The sequence below is a fragment of the Qipengyuania sp. MTN3-11 genome, assembly GCF_042851825.1.
In the GTDB taxonomy this organism is placed as follows: domain Bacteria; phylum Pseudomonadota; class Alphaproteobacteria; order Sphingomonadales; family Sphingomonadaceae; genus Qipengyuania.
Genome location: NZ_BTGM01000002.1, coordinates 710,476 through 730,701, shown reverse-complemented (window position 1 = coordinate 730,701; position 20,226 = coordinate 710,476). Strand labels below are relative to the sequence as shown.

The following is a 20,226-nucleotide window of genomic DNA, read 5'->3' as shown; positions in this document are numbered from 1 at the left end:
ATTGAAGAAGACGATGTACGGACCCGTCTCGCACACAGCCTGCGGAGGCGGCGGGGGAGGCGGAGGAGGCGGCGGCGGCGGCGGCGGCGGAGGAGGCGGAGGCGGCGGGGCCACCTCTTCCGGAGCGCCGAAATTGTACGTCAGCGTGCCCAGCAGGGAGTGGGAACGCACGTCGTCGCGATATTCGAAGCCACGCGAATCGAGAACCGTCACGTCGGGCGCGTTGAACATGCGATACTTCAGCCCGACATCGAGGTTCGGGCCGAGGGGTGCGCGCACGCCGGCAAGGATCTGCCAAGCGAAACCGGTGTCCGAATCGTCGAGCGTTGCCGGACCGGTTGCGCCGAGGATCGCATCGATCTGCGTGCGGGCAACGCCGACGCCGCCACCGAGGAAGCCTTGCAGACCATCGTCGGGGCCGAAATCGGCAAGACCATTCAGCATGAAGGCCAGGGTCTCGACGCCGCCCTGGGCGGGAAGAATCTGGTTCCGTACGACCACGTTGTTGAACGGAACGCCAGCCAGGCGTGCCTCGAATTCGTCAGCGTTCGCTTCGGCGTAACGACCTTCGGCTTCGATCCGTCCCGGGCCGAAGTCGTAGCCGACAAAGGCACCGGCGTCGTAGCCGACATCCAGCCTGTAATCGGAGGTGCCGAGACCTTCGACATCGAACTCGATGTCTTCCTGAATCATCGGACCGCCTTCGACGCCGACATACCACGCGCCATCGCGCGCGAGTGCCGGCGAAGCAAGGGCCGTCGAGGCCATCGCCATTCCTATGACGAGTTTCCGCATTACATATTTCCCCTTTTATCGAAATTACTGCCACCGAGTGGCCGGTTGTCTAACTTTTCCCCCCAAGAGAGGCAAGCGGACAATCTCCGGAACTGTTGCAAGAAAGACGCGATTACGTGCACCTCCCCTTCAATTCTTATCGCGGAAGACCCGTCCATGGACGCCAAACGCCGTTTTCATGTCACGGTTCCGTAGCTTGGGAAGAAAAGCTCCCCTGTGTCCGCAGCGCCTCGATCACTGCGCTCAAGGCGGCTCGGCACTCGGCATCGATCACCGCACCGCCTTGCGGCGGTTCGGGTTCGGGGACCCGCAGCCATGCGGTGTCGTAAACGAGCACCTGTCCGGTCGAAAGATCGCGAACCGCCATACCGCTGCGCGGTGCGACAAAGATCCACTGAGTGCCGCTCCAGCCCGCGATCGAGGCGTCCTGTCCTTGCCGTCCCCGTTCGCGCCAGCTGCCACCAGATAGCTGTCGCCGGGCGTCGGGGCCGCGGGGGGGATCGCCCTGTTCGGCGAGGATCGTCGGCTGCAGCAGCATGTCGATCCGCACCATCGCTTCGTTTACGAAGGCCTCCTTTTGCGCTTGCGCCGCAGGCATGGCTGTGCTGCGGCCCGCGCAGGGTTTCCGGTTCGCCCGCCGAATAGAGCCAGGCGATGGCACCGTTCTCCCAGGTCAGCTTGCGCAGGCTCGGCTCGAACACCGGTGCCAGCGCCCCAGGCGCCGCGGCCAGCACGCCGCTGTCGCCCTCGACCATGACGTTGCGCACTTCGGTCAGGCTCGCTCCGACCAGCGCGATCCTTGCGCTGCCGTCGGCGCGGGCGACGTCGCGCACCCATTCGGCGCCCGCCCGCGTCTTGCCGAAGCCGCGCCCGGCGCAGATCAGCCAGATGCGCCACGCCTCCCGAGGGGGAAGCTGGGCGTCGCGGGCCCAGCCTTCCCAGTAATAGCTGCCCAGCGCGGCGATCTCGTGAGGGGCGAGCAGCCGCGCCAGTTCCTCCCTGTCGGCGGCGGCACGGGTGCCGGGGCGGCGCAGCCAGGTGCCGCGCGAGGGAGAGTGCCCGCGCTCACGCCTCGTCATCGCGTGCCTTCTTCCGGCGGGCGCTGCGGATCGCGCGTTCGTTCGCCTTCGCGCGCGCCCGCAACGCATCGATCTTGGCGTTGATGCTGGCGATCGTGGTGACCTCGTCGGCCAGCGTCCGCCGGCCCTTCTCACGGGCCACGCTCTCGCGGTGCGCGGCCAGGCTGCGCAGGGCGGAGGCGGTGTCGAACTTCCCCTTGCGCCCCGCGTCCGCCTCGTGGCCATCGCCGCCGCGCAGGTGCGCCAGCAGCTCCATTTCGAGATTGTCGTAGCCTTCGGCCAGCGCCGCCTGCCATCGGGCCGCGAAACCGGCATCGTCGCGGCGCAGCCGGTAGATCGTCCGCACTTCGATCCCCGCGGTCTTCGCCGCGGCGCTGACGTTGGAGGTTTCGGCGAGCGTTTCGAGGAAGCGCGCGATCCGCTTGCTTCCGATCCGGCGCGCGCCGCCCCATCCGGCAAGGGCGTCGGTCCCGTTTTCGCTCGTGTTCTCGCCCGTGTCCTCGCTGGCCTCCTTGCCCAGCGCGGCATTCCATTCGCGGGCGAAATCCTCGTCGGTCCGCCGCCGCGAATAGGCGGTCGCGAGCGGCACCCCGGCCGTGCGCGCCGCCGCCCGGATCACCGGCCGCTCGCGCAGCGCGCTCAGGAAAAGCGCCATCCATTCCGGTTCGGGGGTCTTCCCGCCCATGCTTCATGATCCTTCCGAACGTCCCTCGCGGGCACGAGCCCGGCCGAAACGCAAAAGGGCGGCCCGCTGGACCGCCCTCGTTGTTTATTCCGGCGCCGGGCTCGTCCCCGGCGAGTCGCACTATCGCGATGTTCGGATTAGCTAACCGAAGAGCGTCACGATGTCAAACAAAAAGTGCCAAAGAGGTTAGCCTCCAACTCTTGCGGTGACCGGTATGCTGTTGACGGACAGTTCCCGCTGCCTCTTGGCGCCGGATGGAGCAACGGTGGTGAGCGTGAGATTGAGGGTCGCCGCGTCGACATCCGGCATGCTGGGGATGAGGCCGGTTTCCACGCTGTTGTTGCGAAAACTGAAATTGATCTCGCGGGGGCTGTCACCGCGCTCGAGCAGGAAGAATTTTTCCGGCGTCTTGGCGTAGCACTCGTCCGGAGTGTTGTTCCTGCTGCAGGTTTCGCTGCTGAAAACCCGATAGGCAGAGCCCCCGAAGGCGGCACCGTTGTCGAGCCGCAACGTCGGCTCGGCTTCGACCAGAGCCACCTCGACCGGCTCGGCGCCGGCATTGGTGAAGCGCAAACTGCCGCGAACGAGGAACGCGTTGCGATCGCGCGAAACAGTCGTGTCGACCGCAGCTATCCGCAATTGCCCGGCACAGGTCAGGCCTGCTTCGTCCGGGCATGCCGGCGCCGGGGGACCGGCCTCGGTCTCGCCCGCCGCATCGGCGAAGGGATTGTCGGCATCCGCCGCGGTTTCCTGGCCGGGTGCCGGGGCCGAGGCCGCGGAGGGCAGGGAGGTATCGGCTTCTTCGGCCGGGTCCTGCGCCTCGCCGCATCCCGTAAGCACCAGCGCGGCCGCGGCCGCTGCGATCATCCGCATGTCATCTTTTCTCCCATGTATGATTCGAAAACGATGGCGTTCAGCCGGTCGGTGATCTGCTCGGCGAGATCGCCGCTATCCCGGAAGGCGAAAGTTTCGGGCCCGCAGCGGGCGCTGCCGCGCGCATCGTCTTCGAGCAGGATTTCCAGGCTGGCGGTCCGTTTGCGGCCCTGACCGCCCGGGACCACGTCAGCGATCTGGTAATCGATCCTGGTGGCGGCCATTTCGCGCGGCAGTTTCAGCCCGTCGGTGACCCGCCGCAGGCTGTCGGCCGCCAGCGACCGGGCGCTTTCTCCCTGTCCCCAGGCTCCGACCCGGGGCCTTGCGGTCAATTCCATCGCGTTCGGATATTCGACGGTTGCGATCGAACCGCCGGGCTCTGCGGCCGGTGACGTGCCGGGAGACGATGCGCCAGCGCTCGCAGGCATGAACATGTCGCCGATCCGCTCGCCGAAGACCGTGGCGACACCGGTCAGCACGGCCAGGGTGACGACCCCCGCGACATTGACGATGCCCTTCCGCGTCATGCCCGAATCCCCCGATCTCGGCCCCGCACTCACCGGCAAGCCTAGCCCGGAGAGCCGCATCCATCAACCGCACCGCCCCCCTGCGCCCGATTGCATGCCCTCCCGGCCTGCACTAAGCGCCCGCGCCATGGTGATGAAACCGCTGCGCGCGCTCTACGACTGGACGATGGACAAGGCGGCGCATCCCCATGCGGTGTGGTGGCTGGCCTTCTTCAGCTTTGTCGAGAGCTCCTTCTTTCCCATTCCGCCGCACCCGCTGCTCGGGCTGATGTGCCTCGCCGAACCGAAGAAGGCGGTCCGCTTCGCGCTGGTCTGCACGCTCGCCTCCGTCGCGGGGGCGCTGCTCGGCTATGCGATCGGCTGGGGGCTCTACGACACGATCGGCGTCTGGCTGATCGGCGCGCTCGGCCTTTCGGAGGCCTTTCCGATCGCCGCCTGCCACCTGCGCGAATACGATTTCGAGGCGATCCTGATCGCCGGGGCGACCCCGGTGCCGTTCAAGCTGCTGACGATCACCGCCGGCTTCGTCGGCATGAACCTCGTCACCTTCGTGCTTTCCAGCCTGTTCGCCCGCGCGCTCATCTTCATGACGGTCGGGATCCTGTTCCGGGTGTTCGGCGCGCCGATCAAGCGGGTGATCGACGAATATCTCGGAACGGTGACCACCGTCTTCGTTCTGCTGGTGGTCGGCGGGGTCCTGGTCCTCACCCAGCTCGGCGGCAGCGAGGACGAGGCCGGCGGCCCCTGCGCCGGCGTCACCCAGGTCAATCCGGCGGACAAAGCCTAACCGGAGAACTCGGTCTCCAGCGTGATCTCGGCATTCAGCAGCTTGGAGATCGGGCAATTCGCCTTGGCATCGGCGGCCAACTCCTCGAACTTCGCCTTGTCGAGCCCGGGGACCTCGCCTTTGGTCTTCAGCGCGGATTTGGTGACGGTGAAGCCGTCTCCATCCTTTTCCAGCGTCACCTCGGCGCTGGTTTCCAGCGAACCGTCCTCGTGCCCCGCCTCGGCCAGCTTGAAGGACAGCGCCATGGTAAAGCAGCTCGCATGCGCGGCGGCGATCAGTTCTTCGGGGTTGGTGCCGGGGGCATCCTCGAACCGGGTGTTGAAGCCATAGGGCTGGTCGGAAAGCGCGCCAGACCCGGTCGAGACATGGCCCTTGCCGCTCTTGCCGAGGCCCTTGTAGGTCGCACTGCCGGTGTTGGTGGTCTTCATTCTCGCGTCTCCTTCGCGTGGAAGACGCGCCGAGGGGGTCCGGCGTTCCGGATCAGATGATGCCCACCGCCTTGCCGGCCCGTTCGAAGATCGCGAGGATTTCCCCGACCTCCTCCGCGCTGTGTTCGGCGCAGAGCGAACAGCGCAGCAGGGTCATGTTGGCAGGCGTCGCCGGGGGACGCGCCAGGTTCACGTAGAGCCCGCCCTTGATCAGCGCCTCCCACATCGCCGCGCCTTGTTCGAGGTCGGGCATGATCACCGCGATGATCGCGCTCTCCGGCTCCTCGGTGCCGAGCTGGAAGCCCAGATCCTTGAGGCCTTTATGCAGCGCCTTGGAGTTCTCCCACAGATGGGCGCGCTTGTTGTGGCCGGTGGTCATCAGCTTGCGGATCGAGGTGCAGGCGGTCGCCACCACGCTGGGCGGCAGGCTGGCGGTGAAGACGTAGGGGCGGCAGACCAGGCGCATGATCTCGAACTTCGGGTGGTTCGAAACGCAAAAGCCCCCGACTGTGCCGACGCTCTTGGAAAAGGTGCCGATGATGAAATCGACATCGTCGATCACGCCGGCCGATTCCACCACGCCGCGGCCGTTCTCGCCGATGAAGCCCATCGAATGCGCCTCGTCGACCAGCACCATGGCCCCGTATCTCTTGGCCACCTTCACCATCTCGGCGAGCGGCGCGACGTCGCCGAGCATCGAATAGACGCCCTCGAGTACCACCAGCTTGCCCGCGCCTTCTGGAATGCGGCGCAGGCGTTTTTCCATCGCTTCGATATCGTTGTGCTTGAACGGGACGATCTCGGCATCGCCCAGCTTGCAGCCGTCCCAGATGCTCGCATGGCTGTCGATGTCGAGGACGACGTAGTCGCCCTTGCCGGCGATGGTGCTGATGATCCCGAGGTTGGCCTGGTAGCCGGTGGAGAAAACCATGGCATGATCCATGGCGTAGAAATCCATGAGCGCCTGCTCAACTTCCTTGTGGCCCTGATAGGTGCCGTTGAGCACGCGGCTGCCGGTGGTCCCGCTGCCGAAATCGCGCAGCGCCTGCTCGCCCGCCGCCACCACGTCGGGGTCGAAGGTCATGCCCATGTAATTGTAGGTGCCGAGCAGAATGGTGTCGCGCCCGTTGCAGATCGCGCGGGTGGGGCTGAGGACCTTCTCCATCACCAGGTTGAAGGGATCTTCCACCCCTTTCGACAGGAGCCCCTCGCGCATCGCGATGACGCTGTCGAACTTGGAGAACAGGTCGCCGCCGTCCCCTTCCATCTGAGCCGGGCGGTCCGGCTGGCTGACACCTTCACTCATCAGGCGGATCGCAGCTTGTGCACCGCGTCGACGAGCTGGCCGTAATTCTCGATTTCGGCCTGCTGGTTCATCGAGATGATGATGTCGAACTCGTCCTCGATCTCGGCGACGAAATCCATCACCGTCAGGCTGTCGAATTCCAGATCGTTCTGAAAGGTCGTCTGCTCGGTGATGGTCACGCCCTTCTTGTTGAAGGGTTCGGCGATCTCGCGAATCCTGGCGTCGGTTCCGGCGCGGTCCATGGCGATGCAATCCTCGTGTCGTGGCAGGGAGTGGAGGGCGGAAGGCGAGCCCTTTCCTGCGCGCAAAAGCTGGCAAGCGGCCAAACGGCCTGGGGCCGCGCTTGTCAAGCGCGCGGCCCTTTGCCATCACCTGAACGACAGGGGGATTCGATGGTCGAGAACGCGGATATCGCGGGCGAAACGCCGGAGCCGCGCCGGTTCGCGGGTAACGCCGTGCAGATGCTGCGCACCGTGCAGGCGAACACCCAGGCGCTGTCGCAGATGGCCGACCAGAAGGCCTCGATCCTGATGGGGGCGACCTTCGTCGTCTTTTCGATCTCGGTCAGCCGGGCGGTCGCCGGCGATATCGAATGGTCGTTGACCATTCTCGCTTTCTTCGCCTTCATGAGCTCGCTGTGCGCGGTGATCGCCATCCTGCCCTCGATCGGATCGTTGCGGAAGGCCAAGCCGCCGCCGCCCAATCGCCTGTTCTTCGGCTATTTCACCACGCGCGACGAGGACGAATGGGCCGAGGAAGTGCTGCAGCGGATGGAAACGGAGGAGGCGATGTTCCGGATGATGCTGCGCGATATCTACCAGAACGGGCAGGTGCTCCAGCGCAAGAAATACCGCTTCCTGACCTTCGCCTATCGCATGTTCATTTTCGGTCTGTGCCTCACCACCGTGGCCTTCATCTTCGAACGTTTCGTGCTGGGGGTCTAGCTTCCCGCCTCGGCGGGCAGCAGTTCGCGCACCGCGGCCATGAACGGGCCGATCGAGACCGGTTTGGCGAGATAATCCTCGGCCCCCGCATCGCGGATGCGCTCCTCGTCGCCCTTTCCGGCATAGGCGGTGACCGCGAGCACCGGGGTCTTCGCCAGCCCGCCATCGTTCTTGAGCTGGGCGATCAGATCGAGTCCCGAGATATTGGGCAGCTGGATGTCCATGATCACCAGATGCGGCGCGAATTTGCGCGCGGTCGCCACCACGTTCTGCCCGTCGGAAACCGGAACCACTTCGAAGCCGTTGGCCTTGAGCACGTCGCAGAACAGCTTGCGGTTGAGATCATTGTCCTCGACCACCATTATACGTTTTGCCACGGACCTGCTCCCGACGGGTTCGATGGCGCGTTAGGGCCTTCGATGGAGATAGACAATTCCACACGGTAGATCCGCCGCCAGCGAAACCCGTCCGCGCGAGGTCCTCGCGCTGGAAGCGCTCGGCTGGGCGCTGGCGGACGAGACGCGCGCCGAGCGGTTGCTGTCGCTGACCGGCCTGACGCCCGAGCGGCTGCGCCACGGCATCGAGGATCGCGGGGTGCAGGCGGCCGTGCTGGAGTTCCTCGCCAATCACGAGCCCGACCTGGTGCTGGCAGCGGACGCCCTCTCGACCACGCCCGATGCGCTGGTCGCGGCGTGCCGGGAGCTCAACGCATGAATCGCCCTCTGATCGTTTCCGATTGCGACGAGGTCCTGCTCCACATGGTCGCCCATTTCCGCGACTGGCTGGGCGAGGAGACCGAGGTCGATTTCGTCATGGAGGGCGCCGATTTTTCCACCGCCATGCGGTGGCGCGAAAGCGGCGAGCCGCTGGAACAGAAGGAAATCTGGCGCCACCTCGGGCAATTCTTCGACACCCAGATGGACCGGCAATTGCCGATCGCCGGAGCCGTCGAGGGCATCAACACTCTTGCCGGACAGGCGGACGTGGTGATCCTGACCAACCTCACCGACGAACGGCAGGAGACGCGCCGCATCCAGCTCGAGAACCACGGCATCGACGCCAGGGTGTTCACCAATCAGGGGCCCAAGGGTCCGGCACTGCAGCGCATTCTCGACGAATACCGCCCGAGCAAGGCGATCTTCATCGACGATCTGCCGCAGCACCACCATTCCGCGCACGCGACGATACCGGACATAACGACGTTGCATCTGTGCGGCGAGCCGCTGCTCGCCCCGCATATCGACTGCGCGCACAAGGCCGGGCACGCCGATGCCCGAATCGATACTTGGGACGAAGCGCTGCCCTGGCTGATGGCGCAGCTGGAAACGGAGGACGCATGAGCATAGCCGAACGCCTGATCGAACTGGGCATCGAACTGCCCAAGGCCGCCGCCCCGGTGGCGAGCTACCAGCCGCTCGTGGTGCAAGGGAGCACAGCCTATCTTTCCGGGCAATTGCCCTTCATCGACGGGGAGCTCGTGACCGGCAAGCTTGGTGCGGACATCGGGCTCGAACGCGGCCAGGCGGCGGCGCGGGCCTGCGGGCTGATGATCGTCGCCCAGTTGCAGGCCGCAGGCCTGCTCGAGCGGGTCGAACGGATCGTCAAGCTCGGGGGCTTCGTCGCCAGCGTGCCCGATTTCACCGACCAGCCCAAGGTGGTGAACGGCGCTTCCGACCTGATGGCGGAGATCTTCGGCGAGGCGGGAAAGCATGCCCGCAGCGCGGTCGGCGTGCCGGTGCTGCCGCTCAACGCCGCGGTGGAAGTGGATGCGATCATTGCCCTTAAGGGCGCTTGACCGCCTTCTGACCTCACCGCCCGACCCCGCGCGGGTCGGCTGGCTGGCGCAATGGACCTATGCCCATCGCGGGCTCCATGGTGACGATCTGCCCGAAAACACGCTGCTGGCTTTCGCCGCCGCCGCGGATGTGGGCCTCGGCATCGAATGCGACATCCAGCGCTCGGCCGACGGGACGGCCATGGTGTTCCACGACTGGGATCTGGAACGGCTTGTCGAGAGCGAGGGCGCGCTCGGCCTTCATGCCTCTGACTTTCTCGAGACACTGCGCTATCGCGGCCGGGAATTCGGCATCGCCCGGCTGGTCACCCTACTCGAGCTTGTCGACGCTCGGGTGCCGGTGCTGATCGAGATCAAGTCGCGCCCGGGCTACGATATCGAGCGCAGCTGCACCGCGGTGGAGGCGGGGCTGTCCGGTTATCGTGGGCGGCATGCGGTGATGAGCTTCGACCCGCGCGTGTCGCGCTGGTTCCGCGAGAATTCGCCGCAGACGGTGCGCGGGCTGGTGATGCGCGAGGATGCCGTCGGCCACACGCGATCGGCATGGCATCGGCATCTGGCGCTGTGGATCGCAAGGCCGGATTTCATCGCCTACCATGTCGATGCGCTTCCCAATCGCTTTACCGGCGATCTTCGGCGGCGCGGCTTCCCCGTGCTCACCTGGACGGTCGACAGCGCTCGGAAGCGGGAAACCGCTCGCCTGCATGCCGATGCGCCGATCGCGGAAGGGGCCGGTCTGGGGTGAGCGAGCTGATCGCCAGAGTCGGCGGCTCGGTCGGGGCATTCGACCGCGCCGAATGGGATGCGCTGGCGGGCGGCAACCCCTTCGTCTCGCACGCTTTCCTCACCGCGCTGGAGGATTCGGGCAGCGTCGGCGAGGGAACCGGCTGGCAGCCGGTGCCGATCGTCGTGTCGCGGGGGGAGGACGGGCCTTTGCTCGCCGCCATGCCGGCCTATCTCAAATCGCACAGCCAGGGCGAATACGTCTTCGATCACGCCTGGGCGGATGCCTACGAGCGTGCCGGAGGCCGCTACTATCCCAAGCTGCAGATCGCCGCGCCGTTCACACCGGCAACCGGGCCGCGGCTGCTGCTGTCCGACGAGGCGCTTGCCGGTCCGCTGCTGGGCGCCGCCGAGCAGTTGTGCGGCCAGAACGGCTTTTCCTCGGCTCATGCGACTTTCATCGATCCGGCGCAGGCTCCGCTGTTCGAGGATGCAGGGTGGCTGACGCGCCGCGACATCCAGTATCACTGGTTCAACCGCGGCTATGACGATTTCCCGGATTTCCTCGGCGCGCTGTCCTCGCGCAAGCGCAAGGATTTGCGCAAGGAACGCCGGGCCGCGCAGTCCCGGGTGCGGATCGCGCGGTTGCGCGGTGCGGACATCCGGCCCGAACACTGGGACGCCTTCTGGATATTCTATCAGGATACCGGCGCGCGCAAATGGGGATCGCCCTATCTCACCCGGCAGGCGTTCGACCTGTTTCACGAACGCATGGGCGATCGGCTGATGTTGGTGTTGGCGTCCCTCGATGGCGAACCGGTGGCCGGCGCGCTCAATTTCATCGGCGAGGACGCGCTTTACGGAAGGTATTGGGGATGCACGCGCGACATCCGCTTCCTGCATTTCGAGCTGAGTTATTATCAGGCGATCGATGCCGCGATCGAGCTCGGCCTTTCGCGGGTCGAGGCGGGGGCGCAGGGCCAGCACAAGCTGGCGCGCGGCTACGAGCCGGTGGCGACCCTGTCGGCGCACTGGATTGCCGATCCGGGCTTTCGCGCGGCTGTCGGCGATTTCCTCGAGCGCGAGCGCGCCGGCGTGGCGCTGGAACGCAACTATCTCGAGGATCGGCTGCCCTTCAGGAAGGGCTGAGCCTGGCGTTCGGGATCAGGCGACCCGGCGGGCCCCGGCGGCAAGCCACTGGCGTGCGCGGCGCTGGGCCTCGGCGATTTCGCGCGCCGTCATCTCCTCGGAAATGTCGGCCCGGCACCAGGCCGCTTCCTCGTGCCCCTCGGAGGCGGCGATGTTGAACCATTTGTGCGCCTCGATCATGTCGCAGGCCACCCCCCGGCTTCCGGTCGAGAAGGCGACGCCGAGGTCGTAGAGCGCGGCGATGTTGCCCCCCGCATAGGACGACAGGCATTCGCCGATCAGCGCCCCCGCTCCGTATTTTTGTTCGACGGCCCCCGCGCCGCCCGCAATGGTCTTGAGTTCCATTTCATTTACCCCCCTGTTCGCCGGGCCCGGTGCGCTTTGCTGGGTCGGCACACTCTTCCTGCGACACTATGGTCAACAATCGGTTAACGCTGCTGGCGACCGCTGGACGGTACCGGCATGTCACACCTCGGTGCTTTCTCGGATTGCCGCTTGTGCCCTCTGGGGCGGGTGCCTATAGGCCGCGCCCATCGGACCGGCGGCAGCGACACGGGCAAACCGGCGCGGCGGGGTGGCGACGGCCGATCGGTTCTGGGGTTCGAGGGTTCGATGGCCACCGCGATCAAGCTTGATGAAAAGAAGCTCGCCCGGGTGAAAGCCGCGGTCGGAGAGGACTATGTCCCCGACGAATCCGAGGAATATATGGGCGACCGGCAGCTCGATTATTTCCGCCTGCTGCTGCTCGAATGGAAGCGCTCGATCCGCGACGCGGCGGAGAGTACGCTGCAGTCGCTGCAGGAAGGGCCGATCCGCGAACCCGATCTTGCCGATCGCGCCTCGAGCGAGACCGATTGGGGCATCGAATTGCGCACCCGCGACCGCCAGCGCAAGCTGGTAGCCAAGATCGATTCGGCGCTGCGGCGCATCGACGAGGGCGAATACGGCTATTGCGAGGTCACTGGCGATCCGATCGGTCTCAGGCGACTGATCGCCCGGCCGGTGGCGACGATGACGGTCGAGGCGCAGGAAGCGCACGAGCGCAGCGAAAAGGTCTCGCGCGACCGATAGCAGGACTGTCCCGCCGGGGCACGCTTACCCTTTGTTCAATCCTTTGCGCTAGCAAGTCTCGGACCCGTTCGTTACGGGCTCGGGTTATCAGAATCGGGAAGGGAACCGATCACAATGTCCGCCGTCGACACGCGCAATCTTGATCGCGACAGCCTGTTCCTCATGGGCGAGCTCCTCGTCGAAGGGAAAAGCGAGAGCGTGCGCGCGAAGATCCGCAACCTTTCGGCCGGCGGAATGATGGCGGAAGGCGACATCGATGTCGAACGCGGTGCCCGGGTCACCGTGACCTTGCGAAACATCGGCGCGGTCAGGGGCAGCGTCGCCTGGGTCCAGGACAATCGCATCGGCGTGGCTTTCGAAGAGGATATCGATCCCAAGCTCGCCCGCGCGCCGTCCTCGTCCGGAAAGGACACGGAAGTCCCATCCTACGCCCGGCCCGCGGTCAGCCTGCCGATCAACCACGGTTGGAACGGGCGGTTGCGCAAGCTCTGAAGCCATTCGGGCATGCGTCAATGGCTGACGCGGCGCACATGACTTGCTAGCGCAGCCGGAATGCACCGCGCTGCCCTCTTGCTCCTGACGCTTCTGCTTGCCGCCTGCGGCGATGCCCGGCAGGACGGGATCGTCGATATCGCCATCATCGGCGAAGCGGAAGATCTCAACACCCGCGGTCTCCGGCTCGGCCTTGCCGGCCAGCACGTTCGCGCCGCGACCGCCCAGGGGCTGGTCCGGCTCGACGAGGCGGGCAATGTCGTCCCGGCGATCGCCGAGCGCTGGATCGTGACCGACGACGGCACCAGCTACATCTTCCGGATCCGCGAGTTCGATCTCCCGGGGGGCGGTCGGCTCACCGCACAGGGGGTGCGCGATTCACTCCGTCGGACGCTGACCCAGCTCGAAGGTACCTCCATGGGTCTCGATTTCGCCAAGCTGCGCGACGTCAGAGCCATGACCGGCCGGGTGGTCGAGATCCGGCTCAAGAGTCCGATGCCCGAGCTGCTCCAGCTGCTCGCCCAACCGGAGATGGGCCTTGCCATCGGCGAGGCGGCCCTGGGTCCGATGACCTTCGCGCGCCAGGGCGAAGCGCTGCGCTTTGCCGCCATGCCTCCCGAAACCCGCGGCCTCCCGCTTCAGCCAGAATGGGAAGAGGAGCTTCGTCAACTCCGTCTGGTCGCGGTCGACGCCCGCGCGGCAACCGAAGGCTTCGCCGAGGGTCGCTACGACGTGATTCTGGGGGGCACGCTGATCGATCTGCCGCTGGCGGATGCCGGTCCGCTGTCGCGCGGGACCATCCGGCTCGATTCGGCGATCGGCCTGTTCGGCTTCGACGTCCGCCGCGCAGAGGGCTTCCTCGCCGAACCGGAAAACCGCGAGATGCTGGCGCTGGCGCTCGACCGGGCGGCACTGATCCAACCGTTCAACATCGCCGGCTGGAACCCGACCACGCGGCTGATGCCGCCCGATCTCTCGGGCGCCCCGGAAGCGGCGAGCGAACGATGGACGGAGCTTTCCATCGACCAGCGGCGCGAACGCGCCCGCGCCGCAGTCGCGAATTGGGCGCAGGCGAACGGCGAGGTGGTGTTGCGGATCGCCATGCCGGAAGGTCCGGGCGCCGATATCCTGCTGCGCGGCCTGGCGGAACAGTGGGGCGAGATCGGAGTACGGCTGGTCCGGATCACCGGCGCGGGCGTGGAGGGCGGCGAACCCGATCTGGTCCTGCGCGACCGGGTCGCCCGTTTCGGCGGTGCGCTGTGGTTCCTCAACCAGTTCCATTGCGGCGTGACTCGGGCGATCTGTTCGGAAGACGTCGATTTCCTCGTCGATCTGGCAAACAACACCGCCGATCCCGCCGAGAGCGCCAGTTATCTGGCCGAAGCGGAATCGGCGCTCACTGCCTTCAATCCCTTCATCCCCATCGGTGCCCCGATCCGCTGGTCCATGGTGCGCGCCGACGTCGAGGGATTCGCGGAGAACCCGTGGAACCTCCACCCCTTGTTCCCGCTTTCCCGCGCGCCCATCTGACGATGATGGAACCCGAGCGACCTGACCCGCAATTCCGGCCGATGGGACTCGATCTGCCGACCGGGACCGATCCGCTGTCGATCCGGCGGCGGGTGGAAGCGATGGAGCAGGTGCTCGAACGCAGTTTCCGCATTCCCGGTATCAACTACCCCGTCGGGCTCGATTCGATCATCGGGCTGATCCCCGTCGTCGGCGACATCGTCGCGGCCGGCATGGGGGCCTATATCGTCTGGGAGGCGAAGAACCTCGGGCTGCCGAAATGGAAGCTGTGGCGGATGGGCGGCAACATCGCCTTCGACACCGCGATCGGCGCGGTGCCCCTGCTCGGCGACGTGTTTGATCTCGCCTTCCGTTCGAACACCCGCAACCTCAGGATCATTTGCAAGCATCTCGACCGGCACCATCCGGCGGCAAGGACGATCGAGGGATAGTTTCGCTTTTCCCCGTCCCGCGCTAGGGCGCCCGGATGACGAAAGACGTCACCTATTCCTCCTACCTCGATCTCGACCGCATCCTGGCGGCGCAGCACCCGGTCTCGGGCGCGCATGACGAGATGCTCTTCATCATCGTCCACCAGGCGAGCGAGCTGTGGCTCAAGCTGTGCCTGCACGAGCTGGAGGCTGCGCGCGAACGCATTGGCGCCGACGACCTGAGGCCCGCGTTCAAGATGCTGGCGCGGGTCGCGCGCGCGCAGGGCCAGCTGATCCAGAGCTGGGACGTGCTCAGCACCATGACGCCGCACGATTATTCGACCGTCCGCCCGCACCTGGGCGGGTCGAGCGGCTTCCAGAGCGCGCAGTACCGCCTGATGGAATTCCTGCTGGGCGGGCGCAATCCCGACATGGTGACCATGCACGAGGCGGTGCCGGAGGTCGCGGCGCAGCTGCGTGCGGAACTGACTCGCCCCAGCATCTATGCCGAGACCATCGCACTGCTGTCGCGCCGCGGTTTCGCCATCCCCGAGGCGGTGCTGAACCGCCCGCACGAGGCCGCATGGGACCGATCCGAGGCGGTCGAGGCGGCGTGGGCGGAAATCTATCGCAACCCGCGGGATCTCTGGGATCTCTACGAGCTGGCGGAAAAGCTGGTCGATCTCGAATATCACTTCCAGCGCTGGCGCTTCGGGCACCTCAAGACCGTGGAGCGGATCATCGGCTTCAAGAAGGGCACCGGCGGGACGCCCGGCGTGCCCTATCTCGGCAAGGTGCTGGAACAGGCGTTCTTTCCCGAACTGCTGAGTGTGAGGACCGCGCTGTGAGCAAGCGCATCTGGGATATCTCGCAGACCTTGCGCCCCGGGCTGCCGGTGTGGCCGGGCGATACGCCGTTCGCCTTCGAGCGGACTTGGCGGATGGAAGACGGCTCGCCGGTCAATGTCGGGCGGATGACCATGAGCACCCATTCGGGCACCCACGGCGACGCGCCTCTGCATTACGGCGCGGATGCGCCCGACATCGCCAGCGTCTCGCTCGACCCCTACATCGGCGAATGCCTGGTGGTCGATGCGCGCGGGGTGACCGGGGGCGAGATCGACATCGGCGATCTGCCGCATCTGGGCAGCGCCGACCGCGTGCTGTTCCGGACCTTCGATACCTTTCCGCACGACGAATGGGACGGCAGCTTCACCGCCATCGCCGCGCCGACCGTCGAATGGCTCGCTTTTCAGGGGGTCAGGCTGATCGGCACCGACGCGCCCTCGGTCGACCCGCAGGACAGCAAGACGATGGACGCGCACCGGCAGGTGCTCGATCACGACATGCGCATCCTAGAAGGGCTGGTGCTCGATGGCGTGCCCGAAGGCCGCTACGAGCTGATCGCGTTGCCGCTCAAGATCGCCGGCGGCGATGCGGGGCTCACCCGCGCGATCCTGCGGGAACTCTAGATGCTGGAGCGCGCCAGGCACCTCGACGCCGCCGATCCGCTAGCGGGATATCGCGGCCGTTTCGAAGTGCCCGAGGGGGTTATCTACCTCGATGGCAATTCGCTCGGCTGCCTGCCCAAGGCTACGCCCGATCGGTTGGCCAAGGTCGTGCGCGGCGAATGGGGCGAGGGGCTGATCCGCAGCTGGAATTCGGCAGACTGGATCACCATGCCGCAGCGGGTCGGCGCCAAGATCGCCCCGCTGATCGGGGCGCAGCCGCACGAGGTGATCGCCGCCGACAGCACCAGCGTGAACCTGTTCAAGCTGATTTCCGCCGCGCTGGCCCTCCAGGAATCGAAAGGGCGGCCGAGCCGCAAGACCGTGCTGAGCGAACCGGGCAATTTCCCGACCGACCTTTACATGATCGACGGGCTGGAGAAGCAGGGCCTGGCCGAACGCCGGTTGGCTGAGCGCGCCAGCCTCTTGGACGCGCTCGACGGAGAGGTCGCGCTGCTCCTTCTCACCCATGCGCATTACAAGACCGGAGCGCTGTTCGACATGGCGGCGTTGACCCGGGCCGCGCACGATGCGGGCGCGCTGGTGCTGTGGGACCTGTCGCATTCGGTCGGCGCCTTTCCGGTCCACCTGAACCGATGCGAGGCGGATTTCGCGGTCGGCTGCGGCTACAAATATCTGAACGGAGGCCCCGGCGCCCCGGCCTTCGCCTTCGTCGCCGAATGCCACCACGAAACACTGCAACAACCGCTCAGCGGCTGGATGGGCCATGCCGCGCCCTTCGCCTTCTCCGACGATTACGAGCCCGGCGCCGCTACCGACCGCCTGCTGTGCGGCACGCCTCCGATCCTGGGGCTCGCGGCGCTGGAGGTGGGGGTGGACCTGATCGCCCAGATCGGGGTCGACCGGCTCTACGGGAAATCGAAAGCACTGTCGGAATTCTTCCGCCAATGCCTCGCCGAACACGGCGTCGACATCGATCTCGTCAGCCCGAGCGATCCCGCTGCGCGCGGCAGCCAGCTTTCCTTCCGCCACGAGAACGCCTACGCGCTCAGCCAGGCGCTGATCGCCCGCGGCGTGATCGGCGACTTCCGCGATCCCGACATTCTCCGCTTCGGCTTCGCGCCCGCCTACCTCAGCTTCGCCGACATCGCCGAAGCCGCGCGCAATCTTGCCGAAGTCCTGGACAGCGGCGAATGGCATGAGGAAGAATTTTCCAGAAAAGCCGCTGTGACCTAGTTCTCGCTTCATGGGTCAGGGGAGTAATAGTTCTTGACCGGAACGCCGATATGCCGCTTTCCGGTTTGACCGGCGTTCTTACCTTCGCCACAATTCGCTTCTGCCATTTCGGGCAGCAACAAGGGGATAATTCATGAAATTCAAATCCGCCACGCTCGTCGCATCCGCTTTTGCTTTCGCTACCTTGGGCGCGTGCGCCGAAAGCGAGCAGGAAGCTCAGGAAGATCTGACCGAACAGGCTTACGAATCGCAGGAAGACGTTCTCGAGGAGCAGGCCGATCTCGCCGAAGCGCAGGGCGACGAAGCGCAGGAAGAAGCGCTCGACGCAGAGGCCGACGCCATGGGCGAAATGGGCGATCAGGCCGAAGACGCGGTGGATGAAGCCGCCGAGTAATCGCAGGTACCCGTCCAGCCAGGCTGGTCGATCTCAGGGCGGCGCCGTTCTCCGAACGGTGCTGCCCTTTTCGATGAAATCGAGCCGCGGGTCTCAGGCCTCCAGCTCGATGTCCCAGTAGAGCCAGTCGCGCCAGGTTTCGTGGAGGTAGTTCGGCGGGAACTGCTTGCCGTGTTGCTGCAACTGCCAGTGCGTCGGCCGGATCGGTTCGGCATAGAGCTGCATGCCCGCCTGTTTCGGCGTGCGCCCCCCCTTCTTCATGTTGCAGGGGGCGCAGGCTGTGGCGATGTTTTCCCATGTCGTTCGTCCGCCCAGCCGGCGGGGGACGACATGGTCGAAGGTCAGGTTCTTCATGTCGCCGCAGAACTGGCAGGAAAAGCGATCGCGCAGGAATACGTTGAAGCGAGTGAAGGCGGGAAACTCGCTCGGGCGGACGTATTGCTTGAGCGCGATCACGCTCGGGATCTTCATGTCTAGGCTGGGCGAATGGACGTGGCGGTCGTAGCTTTCGATCACCACCACCCGGTCGAGGAAGATCGCCTTGATCGCCGTCTGCCACGGCCACAGGCTGAGCGGATAATAGGACAGCGGGGTATAGTCGGCGTTGAGCACCAGGCTGGGACAGCTCTCCAGCCTGCGCGCCGGATCCTCCTCCGCGCTGCGGAAGCGCGCCGCCCGTTCGAGCAGATCCGCCCTAAACATTCTGCTTCACACTCAGGTTCGACACCGTTTCGCGTCCCTCCCCGACATCTGCGAAAATGCACTTGCAACCTAAAGCGTCAAGCCTGTTACAGACAGCCTATCCACAAGCTTGTCCCGCGAGTCGCGACATTCGCGCACCATTGTCTATCGCCGCCTCGATGATCGTCACCCGCTTCGCCCCCAGTCCCAATGGCTCGCTCCACCTCGGCCATGCCTTCTCAGCGGTCACCGCGCACGACCTCGCGCGCGACAAGGGGGGGCGGTTCCTGCTGCGGATCGAGGATATCGACGGACCGCGTTCGCGCCCCGAACTGGCGGACGAATTCCGCCGCGATCTCGAATGGCTGGGGCTCGAATGGGAAGACGTGCCCGCGCAATCGAGCCGCCTCGAAACCTACCGCGCCGCGACCGAGCTGCTGCTGGAGCAGGGGCTGCTGTTTCCCTGCACCTGCACGCGCACCGAGATCGAGGCCGCGCGTCCGCGCATGGGGGACGATGGGGCGATCTATCCCGGCACCTGCAAGGGCCGGCTGCTCGATCCCGGAAAGCCCGCCGCGCTCCGGCTCGACATGGACAAGGCCGTGGCGCAGGTCGGCGAGGTCGTGTGGTCGGACGCGATGGCCGGGTCGCACCCGGCCGATCCGCGCGAATTCGGCGATGTCGTGCTGGTGCGCAAGGATGCACCGGCGAGCTATCATCTTGCCGCCACGCTCGACGATGCGGCGGACGGGGTCACGCTGGTGACGCGCGGACGCGACCTGTTCCATGCGACCCATGTTCACCGGGTCCTCCAGGAACTGCTCGGGCTTCCGGTGCCGCGCTGGCACCATCACGAATTGCTGCTCGACCGCAGCGGGAACAAGCTCGCGAAAAGCCGCAATTCGCCGTCGCTCGCGGATCGGCGCGCGGCGGGGGAAGACGGCCGCTTACTCGCCGAGCAATTGCGCTTGCACCGATTTCCGGATGACATTTCGCTTTCGGCCCCTACATCGTAGGGGCCATGACCACCTTCCTGATCCTCGTTCTCGTCCTCCTCGTCGCGCTGACGGTGTTTTCGCTGGTGCGCGGCGTTGTCGCCTTCCTCAAGACCACCAAGGTCGATCTCGAAACCGGCAAGGGCGAGACCGCGACCGACATGCAGCTGCTGCAGAACAAGATGATGTTCAACCGCATCAAGTATCAGGCGCTGGCGATCGTGGTGGTGGCGATCATTCTGGCGATTTCGCAGTAACGCCGCTAGCGCGCGGCCATGGTCAAGCTCAACAAGATTTACACCCGCACCGGCGACGACGGCTCGACCGGGCTCGTCGACGGCTCGCGCCTCGCCAAGCATGCGCCGCGGATGGAAGCGATCGGCGCGGTGGACGAGGCGAACTCGGCGCTCGGTCTCGCCGCGGCGGCGCTGACCGACAGCGAGCATGCCGAGGCGCTCTATCGCATCCAGAACGATCTCTTCGATCTGGGTGCCGATCTCGCGACACCCGCCGGTCCGGACGCTGATTTTGCACCCGGCGAAATGGAGCTCCGGTTGATCTCGGCACAGGTCGAATGGCTCGAACGTGCCATCGATGCGCTCAACACCCGGCTCGAACCGCTGACCAGCTTCGTGCTTCCGGGCGGCAGCGAGGCTGCGGCCCGCCTGCATGTCGCGCGCGCTTCCGTCCGCCGAGCCGAGCGCAGCGTCACTGCGCTGGCCGAAACCGCTCCGACCAACCCGCAGGCGCTCGCCTACGTCAACCGCTTGTCCGACTATCTCTTCGTGCTCGCCCGGATCGCCAACGACGATGGTTCGCGCGATGTGACATGGATTCCGGGCAAGAACCGCTAGCCAC

At 65.9% G+C, this 20,226-nt stretch carries 29 protein-coding genes and 1 pseudogene; 18 read left to right on the top strand and 12 right to left on the bottom strand.

All coding sequences use genetic code 11. The annotated features are described in order from the left end of the window. The 6 genes and pseudogenes from ACGHN1_RS10890 to ACGHN1_RS10865 form a co-directional block, all read right to left on the bottom strand. A partial coding sequence (locus ACGHN1_RS10890) for an outer membrane protein (protein ID WP_390550895.1) occupies window positions 1–768 on the bottom strand: 768 nt, incomplete at its 3' end. A 208-nt stretch (window positions 769–976) separates the two neighbouring features. Further along, a complete protein-coding gene (locus ACGHN1_RS10885) occupies window positions 977–1,393 on the bottom strand; it encodes a DUF2793 domain-containing protein (RefSeq protein WP_390550894.1) in 417 nt (138 codons plus the stop codon). 61 nt (window positions 1,394–1,454) lie between these two features. Beyond that, window positions 1,455–1,874, bottom strand: a pseudogene (locus tag ACGHN1_RS10880) (ATP-binding protein); the annotation flags it as partial. Beyond that, window positions 1,861–2,559, bottom strand: coding sequence for a hypothetical protein (locus ACGHN1_RS10875; RefSeq protein WP_390550893.1), 699 nt, complete (start codon window positions 2,557–2,559; stop codon window positions 1,861–1,863). The pseudogene ACGHN1_RS10880 and the gene ACGHN1_RS10875, both read right to left, overlap by 14 nt. A gap of 186 nt (window positions 2,560–2,745) precedes the next feature. Further along, the gene (locus ACGHN1_RS10870) at window positions 2,746–3,426 is read right to left on the bottom strand and encodes a hypothetical protein (RefSeq protein WP_390550892.1); all 681 of its coding nucleotides are present in this window, start codon (window positions 3,424–3,426) and stop codon (window positions 2,746–2,748) included. Then, window positions 3,423–3,959 carry a hypothetical protein gene (locus tag ACGHN1_RS10865; RefSeq protein WP_390550891.1) on the bottom strand — a complete coding sequence of 179 codons (537 nt, stop codon included), beginning with the start codon at window positions 3,957–3,959 and terminating at the stop codon, window positions 3,423–3,425. The genes ACGHN1_RS10870 and ACGHN1_RS10865 overlap by 4 nt, the downstream gene beginning before the upstream one ends. A gap of 127 nt (window positions 3,960–4,086) precedes the next feature. Between ACGHN1_RS10865 and ACGHN1_RS10860 the strand changes: the two genes are divergently transcribed. Next, window positions 4,087–4,746, top strand: coding sequence for a YqaA family protein (locus ACGHN1_RS10860; RefSeq protein WP_390550890.1), 660 nt, complete (start codon window positions 4,087–4,089; stop codon window positions 4,744–4,746). Here the strand turns inward: ACGHN1_RS10860 and ACGHN1_RS10855 are convergent. Genes ACGHN1_RS10855 through ACGHN1_RS10845 form a run of 3 tightly spaced genes read right to left on the bottom strand, consistent with a single transcriptional unit; the run spans window position 4,743 to window position 6,722 of the window. Further along, entirely contained in the window at window positions 4,743–5,174 is a 432-nt protein-coding gene (locus ACGHN1_RS10855) for an OsmC family protein (protein ID WP_390550889.1), read from the bottom strand. The two genes, ACGHN1_RS10860 and ACGHN1_RS10855, sit on opposite strands and share 4 nt — an antisense overlap. A 52-nt stretch (window positions 5,175–5,226) precedes the next feature. Then, the gene (spt, locus tag ACGHN1_RS10850; RefSeq protein ID WP_390550888.1) at window positions 5,227–6,480 is read right to left on the bottom strand and encodes a serine palmitoyltransferase; all 1,254 of its coding nucleotides are present in this window, start codon (window positions 6,478–6,480) and stop codon (window positions 5,227–5,229) included. After that, entirely contained in the window at window positions 6,480–6,722 is a 243-nt protein-coding gene (locus ACGHN1_RS10845) for an acyl carrier protein (protein WP_390550887.1), read from the bottom strand. The genes spt and ACGHN1_RS10845 overlap by 1 nt, the downstream gene beginning before the upstream one ends. Before the next feature lie 150 nt (window positions 6,723–6,872). Here ACGHN1_RS10845 and ACGHN1_RS10840 point away from each other — a divergent pair, with 150 nt between their 5' ends. Continuing rightward, window positions 6,873–7,424, top strand: a complete 552-nt coding sequence (locus ACGHN1_RS10840; RefSeq protein WP_390550886.1) for a Pycsar system effector family protein — start codon at window positions 6,873–6,875, stop codon at window positions 7,422–7,424. On the opposite strand, the gene ACGHN1_RS10835 is transcribed toward ACGHN1_RS10840, so the two are convergent. Beyond that, window positions 7,421–7,801 carry a response regulator gene (locus ACGHN1_RS10835; protein WP_390550885.1) on the bottom strand — a complete coding sequence of 127 codons (381 nt, stop codon included), beginning with the start codon at window positions 7,799–7,801 and terminating at the stop codon, window positions 7,421–7,423. The genes ACGHN1_RS10840 and ACGHN1_RS10835 overlap by 4 nt on opposite strands. 157 nt (window positions 7,802–7,958) lie before the next feature. On the opposite strand from ACGHN1_RS10835, the gene ACGHN1_RS10830 reads away from it, so the two are divergent. Genes ACGHN1_RS10830 through ACGHN1_RS10810 form a run of 5 tightly spaced genes read left to right on the top strand, consistent with a single transcriptional unit; the run spans window position 7,959 to window position 11,091 of the window. Continuing rightward, window positions 7,959–8,138 carry a DUF3572 family protein gene (locus ACGHN1_RS10830; RefSeq protein ID WP_390550884.1) on the top strand — a complete coding sequence of 60 codons (180 nt, stop codon included), beginning with the start codon at window positions 7,959–7,961 and terminating at the stop codon, window positions 8,136–8,138. Beyond that, window positions 8,135–8,764 (top strand): HAD family hydrolase, encoded by a 630-nt coding sequence (locus ACGHN1_RS10825; protein WP_390550883.1) that lies wholly within the window; start codon window positions 8,135–8,137, stop codon window positions 8,762–8,764. The genes ACGHN1_RS10830 and ACGHN1_RS10825 overlap by 4 nt, the downstream gene beginning before the upstream one ends. After that, on the top strand, window positions 8,761–9,219 hold the full coding sequence (locus ACGHN1_RS10820; RefSeq protein ID WP_390550882.1) for a RidA family protein: 459 nt from the start codon (window positions 8,761–8,763) through the stop codon (window positions 9,217–9,219). Before ACGHN1_RS10825 ends, ACGHN1_RS10820 begins: the two co-directional genes overlap by 4 nt. Then, window positions 9,191–9,964, top strand: coding sequence for a glycerophosphodiester phosphodiesterase family protein (locus ACGHN1_RS10815; protein WP_390550881.1), 774 nt, complete (start codon window positions 9,191–9,193; stop codon window positions 9,962–9,964). The genes ACGHN1_RS10820 and ACGHN1_RS10815 overlap by 29 nt, the downstream gene beginning before the upstream one ends. Beyond that, the gene (locus ACGHN1_RS10810) at window positions 9,961–11,091 is read left to right on the top strand and encodes a GNAT family N-acetyltransferase (protein WP_390550879.1); all 1,131 of its coding nucleotides are present in this window, start codon (window positions 9,961–9,963) and stop codon (window positions 11,089–11,091) included. The genes ACGHN1_RS10815 and ACGHN1_RS10810 overlap by 4 nt, the downstream gene beginning before the upstream one ends. A gap of 15 nt (window positions 11,092–11,106) precedes the next feature. On the opposite strand, the gene ACGHN1_RS10805 is transcribed toward ACGHN1_RS10810, so the two are convergent. Continuing rightward, window positions 11,107–11,436, bottom strand: coding sequence for a hypothetical protein (locus ACGHN1_RS10805; RefSeq protein WP_390550878.1), 330 nt, complete (start codon window positions 11,434–11,436; stop codon window positions 11,107–11,109). Window positions 11,437–11,703: 267 nt separating this feature from the next. On the opposite strand from ACGHN1_RS10805, the gene dksA reads away from it, so the two are divergent. The 8 genes from dksA to ACGHN1_RS10765 all read left to right on the top strand — a co-directional run bounded on the left by dksA (window position 11,704) and on the right by ACGHN1_RS10765 (window position 17,692). After that, complete coding sequence (gene dksA / locus ACGHN1_RS10800; protein ID WP_390550877.1) at window positions 11,704–12,162, top strand: RNA polymerase-binding protein DksA; 459 nt, start codon at window positions 11,704–11,706, stop codon at window positions 12,160–12,162. Window positions 12,163–12,276: 114 nt separating this feature from the next. Next, entirely contained in the window at window positions 12,277–12,654 is a 378-nt protein-coding gene (locus ACGHN1_RS10795) for a PilZ domain-containing protein (RefSeq protein ID WP_390550876.1), read from the top strand. 78 nt (window positions 12,655–12,732) lie between these two features. Continuing rightward, on the top strand, window positions 12,733–14,184 hold the full coding sequence (locus tag ACGHN1_RS10790) for an ABC transporter substrate-binding protein (RefSeq protein WP_390550875.1): 1,452 nt from the start codon (window positions 12,733–12,735) through the stop codon (window positions 14,182–14,184). A 41-nt stretch (window positions 14,185–14,225) separates the two neighbouring features. Beyond that, window positions 14,226–14,615 carry a DUF4112 domain-containing protein gene (locus ACGHN1_RS10785; RefSeq protein WP_390550874.1) on the top strand — a complete coding sequence of 130 codons (390 nt, stop codon included), beginning with the start codon at window positions 14,226–14,228 and terminating at the stop codon, window positions 14,613–14,615. A gap of 35 nt (window positions 14,616–14,650) precedes the next feature. Beyond that, a complete protein-coding gene (locus tag ACGHN1_RS10780) occupies window positions 14,651–15,442 on the top strand; it encodes a tryptophan 2,3-dioxygenase (RefSeq protein WP_390550873.1) in 792 nt (263 codons plus the stop codon). Continuing rightward, the gene (gene kynB / locus ACGHN1_RS10775) at window positions 15,439–16,065 is read left to right on the top strand and encodes an arylformamidase (protein WP_390550872.1); all 627 of its coding nucleotides are present in this window, start codon (window positions 15,439–15,441) and stop codon (window positions 16,063–16,065) included. Before ACGHN1_RS10780 ends, kynB begins: the two co-directional genes overlap by 4 nt. Continuing rightward, a complete protein-coding gene (kynU, locus tag ACGHN1_RS10770; RefSeq protein ID WP_390550871.1) occupies window positions 16,066–17,298 on the top strand; it encodes a kynureninase in 1,233 nt (410 codons plus the stop codon). A gap of 133 nt (window positions 17,299–17,431) precedes the next feature. Next, on the top strand, window positions 17,432–17,692 hold the full coding sequence (locus ACGHN1_RS10765; protein ID WP_390550870.1) for a hypothetical protein: 261 nt from the start codon (window positions 17,432–17,434) through the stop codon (window positions 17,690–17,692). A gap of 93 nt (window positions 17,693–17,785) precedes the next feature. On the opposite strand, the gene ACGHN1_RS10760 is transcribed toward ACGHN1_RS10765, so the two are convergent. Beyond that, the gene (locus tag ACGHN1_RS10760) at window positions 17,786–18,394 is read right to left on the bottom strand and encodes an HNH endonuclease (protein ID WP_390550869.1); all 609 of its coding nucleotides are present in this window, start codon (window positions 18,392–18,394) and stop codon (window positions 17,786–17,788) included. A 158-nt stretch (window positions 18,395–18,552) separates the two neighbouring features. Here ACGHN1_RS10760 and gluQRS point away from each other — a divergent pair, with 158 nt between their 5' ends. From gluQRS to ACGHN1_RS10745, 3 genes are read left to right on the top strand one after another with little or no spacing between them, the layout of a single operon-like run. Further along, a complete protein-coding gene (gene gluQRS, locus ACGHN1_RS10755; RefSeq protein ID WP_390550868.1) occupies window positions 18,553–19,389 on the top strand; it encodes a tRNA glutamyl-Q(34) synthetase GluQRS in 837 nt (278 codons plus the stop codon). A 5-nt stretch (window positions 19,390–19,394) separates the two neighbouring features. Then, the gene (locus ACGHN1_RS10750; RefSeq protein WP_390550867.1) at window positions 19,395–19,625 is read left to right on the top strand and encodes a hypothetical protein; all 231 of its coding nucleotides are present in this window, start codon (window positions 19,395–19,397) and stop codon (window positions 19,623–19,625) included. An 18-nt stretch (window positions 19,626–19,643) separates the two neighbouring features. Then, on the top strand, window positions 19,644–20,222 hold the full coding sequence (locus tag ACGHN1_RS10745; RefSeq protein ID WP_390550866.1) for a cob(I)yrinic acid a,c-diamide adenosyltransferase: 579 nt from the start codon (window positions 19,644–19,646) through the stop codon (window positions 20,220–20,222). Window positions 20,223–20,226: the final 4 nt, after the last annotated feature.

Excerpts from the sequence above, each read along its gene's own strand:
- ACGHN1_RS10885 (WP_390550894.1), bottom strand. The coding sequence starts at position 1,393 with ATGCCTGCGGCGCAAGCGCAAAAGGAGGCCTTCGTAAACGAAGCGATG.
- ACGHN1_RS10875 (WP_390550893.1), bottom strand. The coding sequence starts at position 2,559 with ATGGGCGGGAAGACCCCCGAACCGGAATGGATGGCGCTTTTCCTGAGC.
- ACGHN1_RS10870 (WP_390550892.1), bottom strand. The coding sequence starts at position 3,426 with ATGATCGCAGCGGCCGCGGCCGCGCTGGTGCTTACGGGATGCGGCGAG.
- ACGHN1_RS10865 (WP_390550891.1), bottom strand. The coding sequence starts at position 3,959 with ATGACGCGGAAGGGCATCGTCAATGTCGCGGGGGTCGTCACCCTGGCC.
- ACGHN1_RS10860 (WP_390550890.1), top strand. The coding sequence starts at position 4,087 with ATGGTGATGAAACCGCTGCGCGCGCTCTACGACTGGACGATGGACAAG.
- ACGHN1_RS10855 (WP_390550889.1), bottom strand. The coding sequence starts at position 5,174 with ATGAAGACCACCAACACCGGCAGTGCGACCTACAAGGGCCTCGGCAAG.
- spt (WP_390550888.1), bottom strand. The coding sequence starts at position 6,480 with ATGAGTGAAGGTGTCAGCCAGCCGGACCGCCCGGCTCAGATGGAAGGG.
- ACGHN1_RS10845 (WP_390550887.1), bottom strand. The coding sequence starts at position 6,722 with ATGGACCGCGCCGGAACCGACGCCAGGATTCGCGAGATCGCCGAACCC.
- ACGHN1_RS10840 (WP_390550886.1), top strand. The coding sequence starts at position 6,873 with ATGGTCGAGAACGCGGATATCGCGGGCGAAACGCCGGAGCCGCGCCGG.
- ACGHN1_RS10825 (WP_390550883.1), top strand. The coding sequence starts at position 8,135 with ATGAATCGCCCTCTGATCGTTTCCGATTGCGACGAGGTCCTGCTCCAC.
- ACGHN1_RS10820 (WP_390550882.1), top strand. The coding sequence starts at position 8,761 with ATGAGCATAGCCGAACGCCTGATCGAACTGGGCATCGAACTGCCCAAG.
- ACGHN1_RS10815 (WP_390550881.1), top strand. The coding sequence starts at position 9,191 with ATGCGATCATTGCCCTTAAGGGCGCTTGACCGCCTTCTGACCTCACCG.
- ACGHN1_RS10805 (WP_390550878.1), bottom strand. The coding sequence starts at position 11,436 with ATGGAACTCAAGACCATTGCGGGCGGCGCGGGGGCCGTCGAACAAAAA.
- dksA (WP_390550877.1), top strand. The coding sequence starts at position 11,704 with ATGGCCACCGCGATCAAGCTTGATGAAAAGAAGCTCGCCCGGGTGAAA.
- ACGHN1_RS10795 (WP_390550876.1), top strand. The coding sequence starts at position 12,277 with ATGTCCGCCGTCGACACGCGCAATCTTGATCGCGACAGCCTGTTCCTC.
- ACGHN1_RS10785 (WP_390550874.1), top strand. The coding sequence starts at position 14,226 with ATGGGACTCGATCTGCCGACCGGGACCGATCCGCTGTCGATCCGGCGG.
- ACGHN1_RS10780 (WP_390550873.1), top strand. The coding sequence starts at position 14,651 with ATGACGAAAGACGTCACCTATTCCTCCTACCTCGATCTCGACCGCATC.
- kynU (WP_390550871.1), top strand. The coding sequence starts at position 16,066 with ATGCTGGAGCGCGCCAGGCACCTCGACGCCGCCGATCCGCTAGCGGGA.
- ACGHN1_RS10765 (WP_390550870.1), top strand. The coding sequence starts at position 17,432 with ATGAAATTCAAATCCGCCACGCTCGTCGCATCCGCTTTTGCTTTCGCT.
- ACGHN1_RS10760 (WP_390550869.1), bottom strand. The coding sequence starts at position 18,394 with ATGTTTAGGGCGGATCTGCTCGAACGGGCGGCGCGCTTCCGCAGCGCG.
- gluQRS (WP_390550868.1), top strand. The coding sequence starts at position 18,553 with ATGATCGTCACCCGCTTCGCCCCCAGTCCCAATGGCTCGCTCCACCTC.
- ACGHN1_RS10750 (WP_390550867.1), top strand. The coding sequence starts at position 19,395 with ATGACCACCTTCCTGATCCTCGTTCTCGTCCTCCTCGTCGCGCTGACG.
- ACGHN1_RS10745 (WP_390550866.1), top strand. The coding sequence starts at position 19,644 with ATGGTCAAGCTCAACAAGATTTACACCCGCACCGGCGACGACGGCTCG.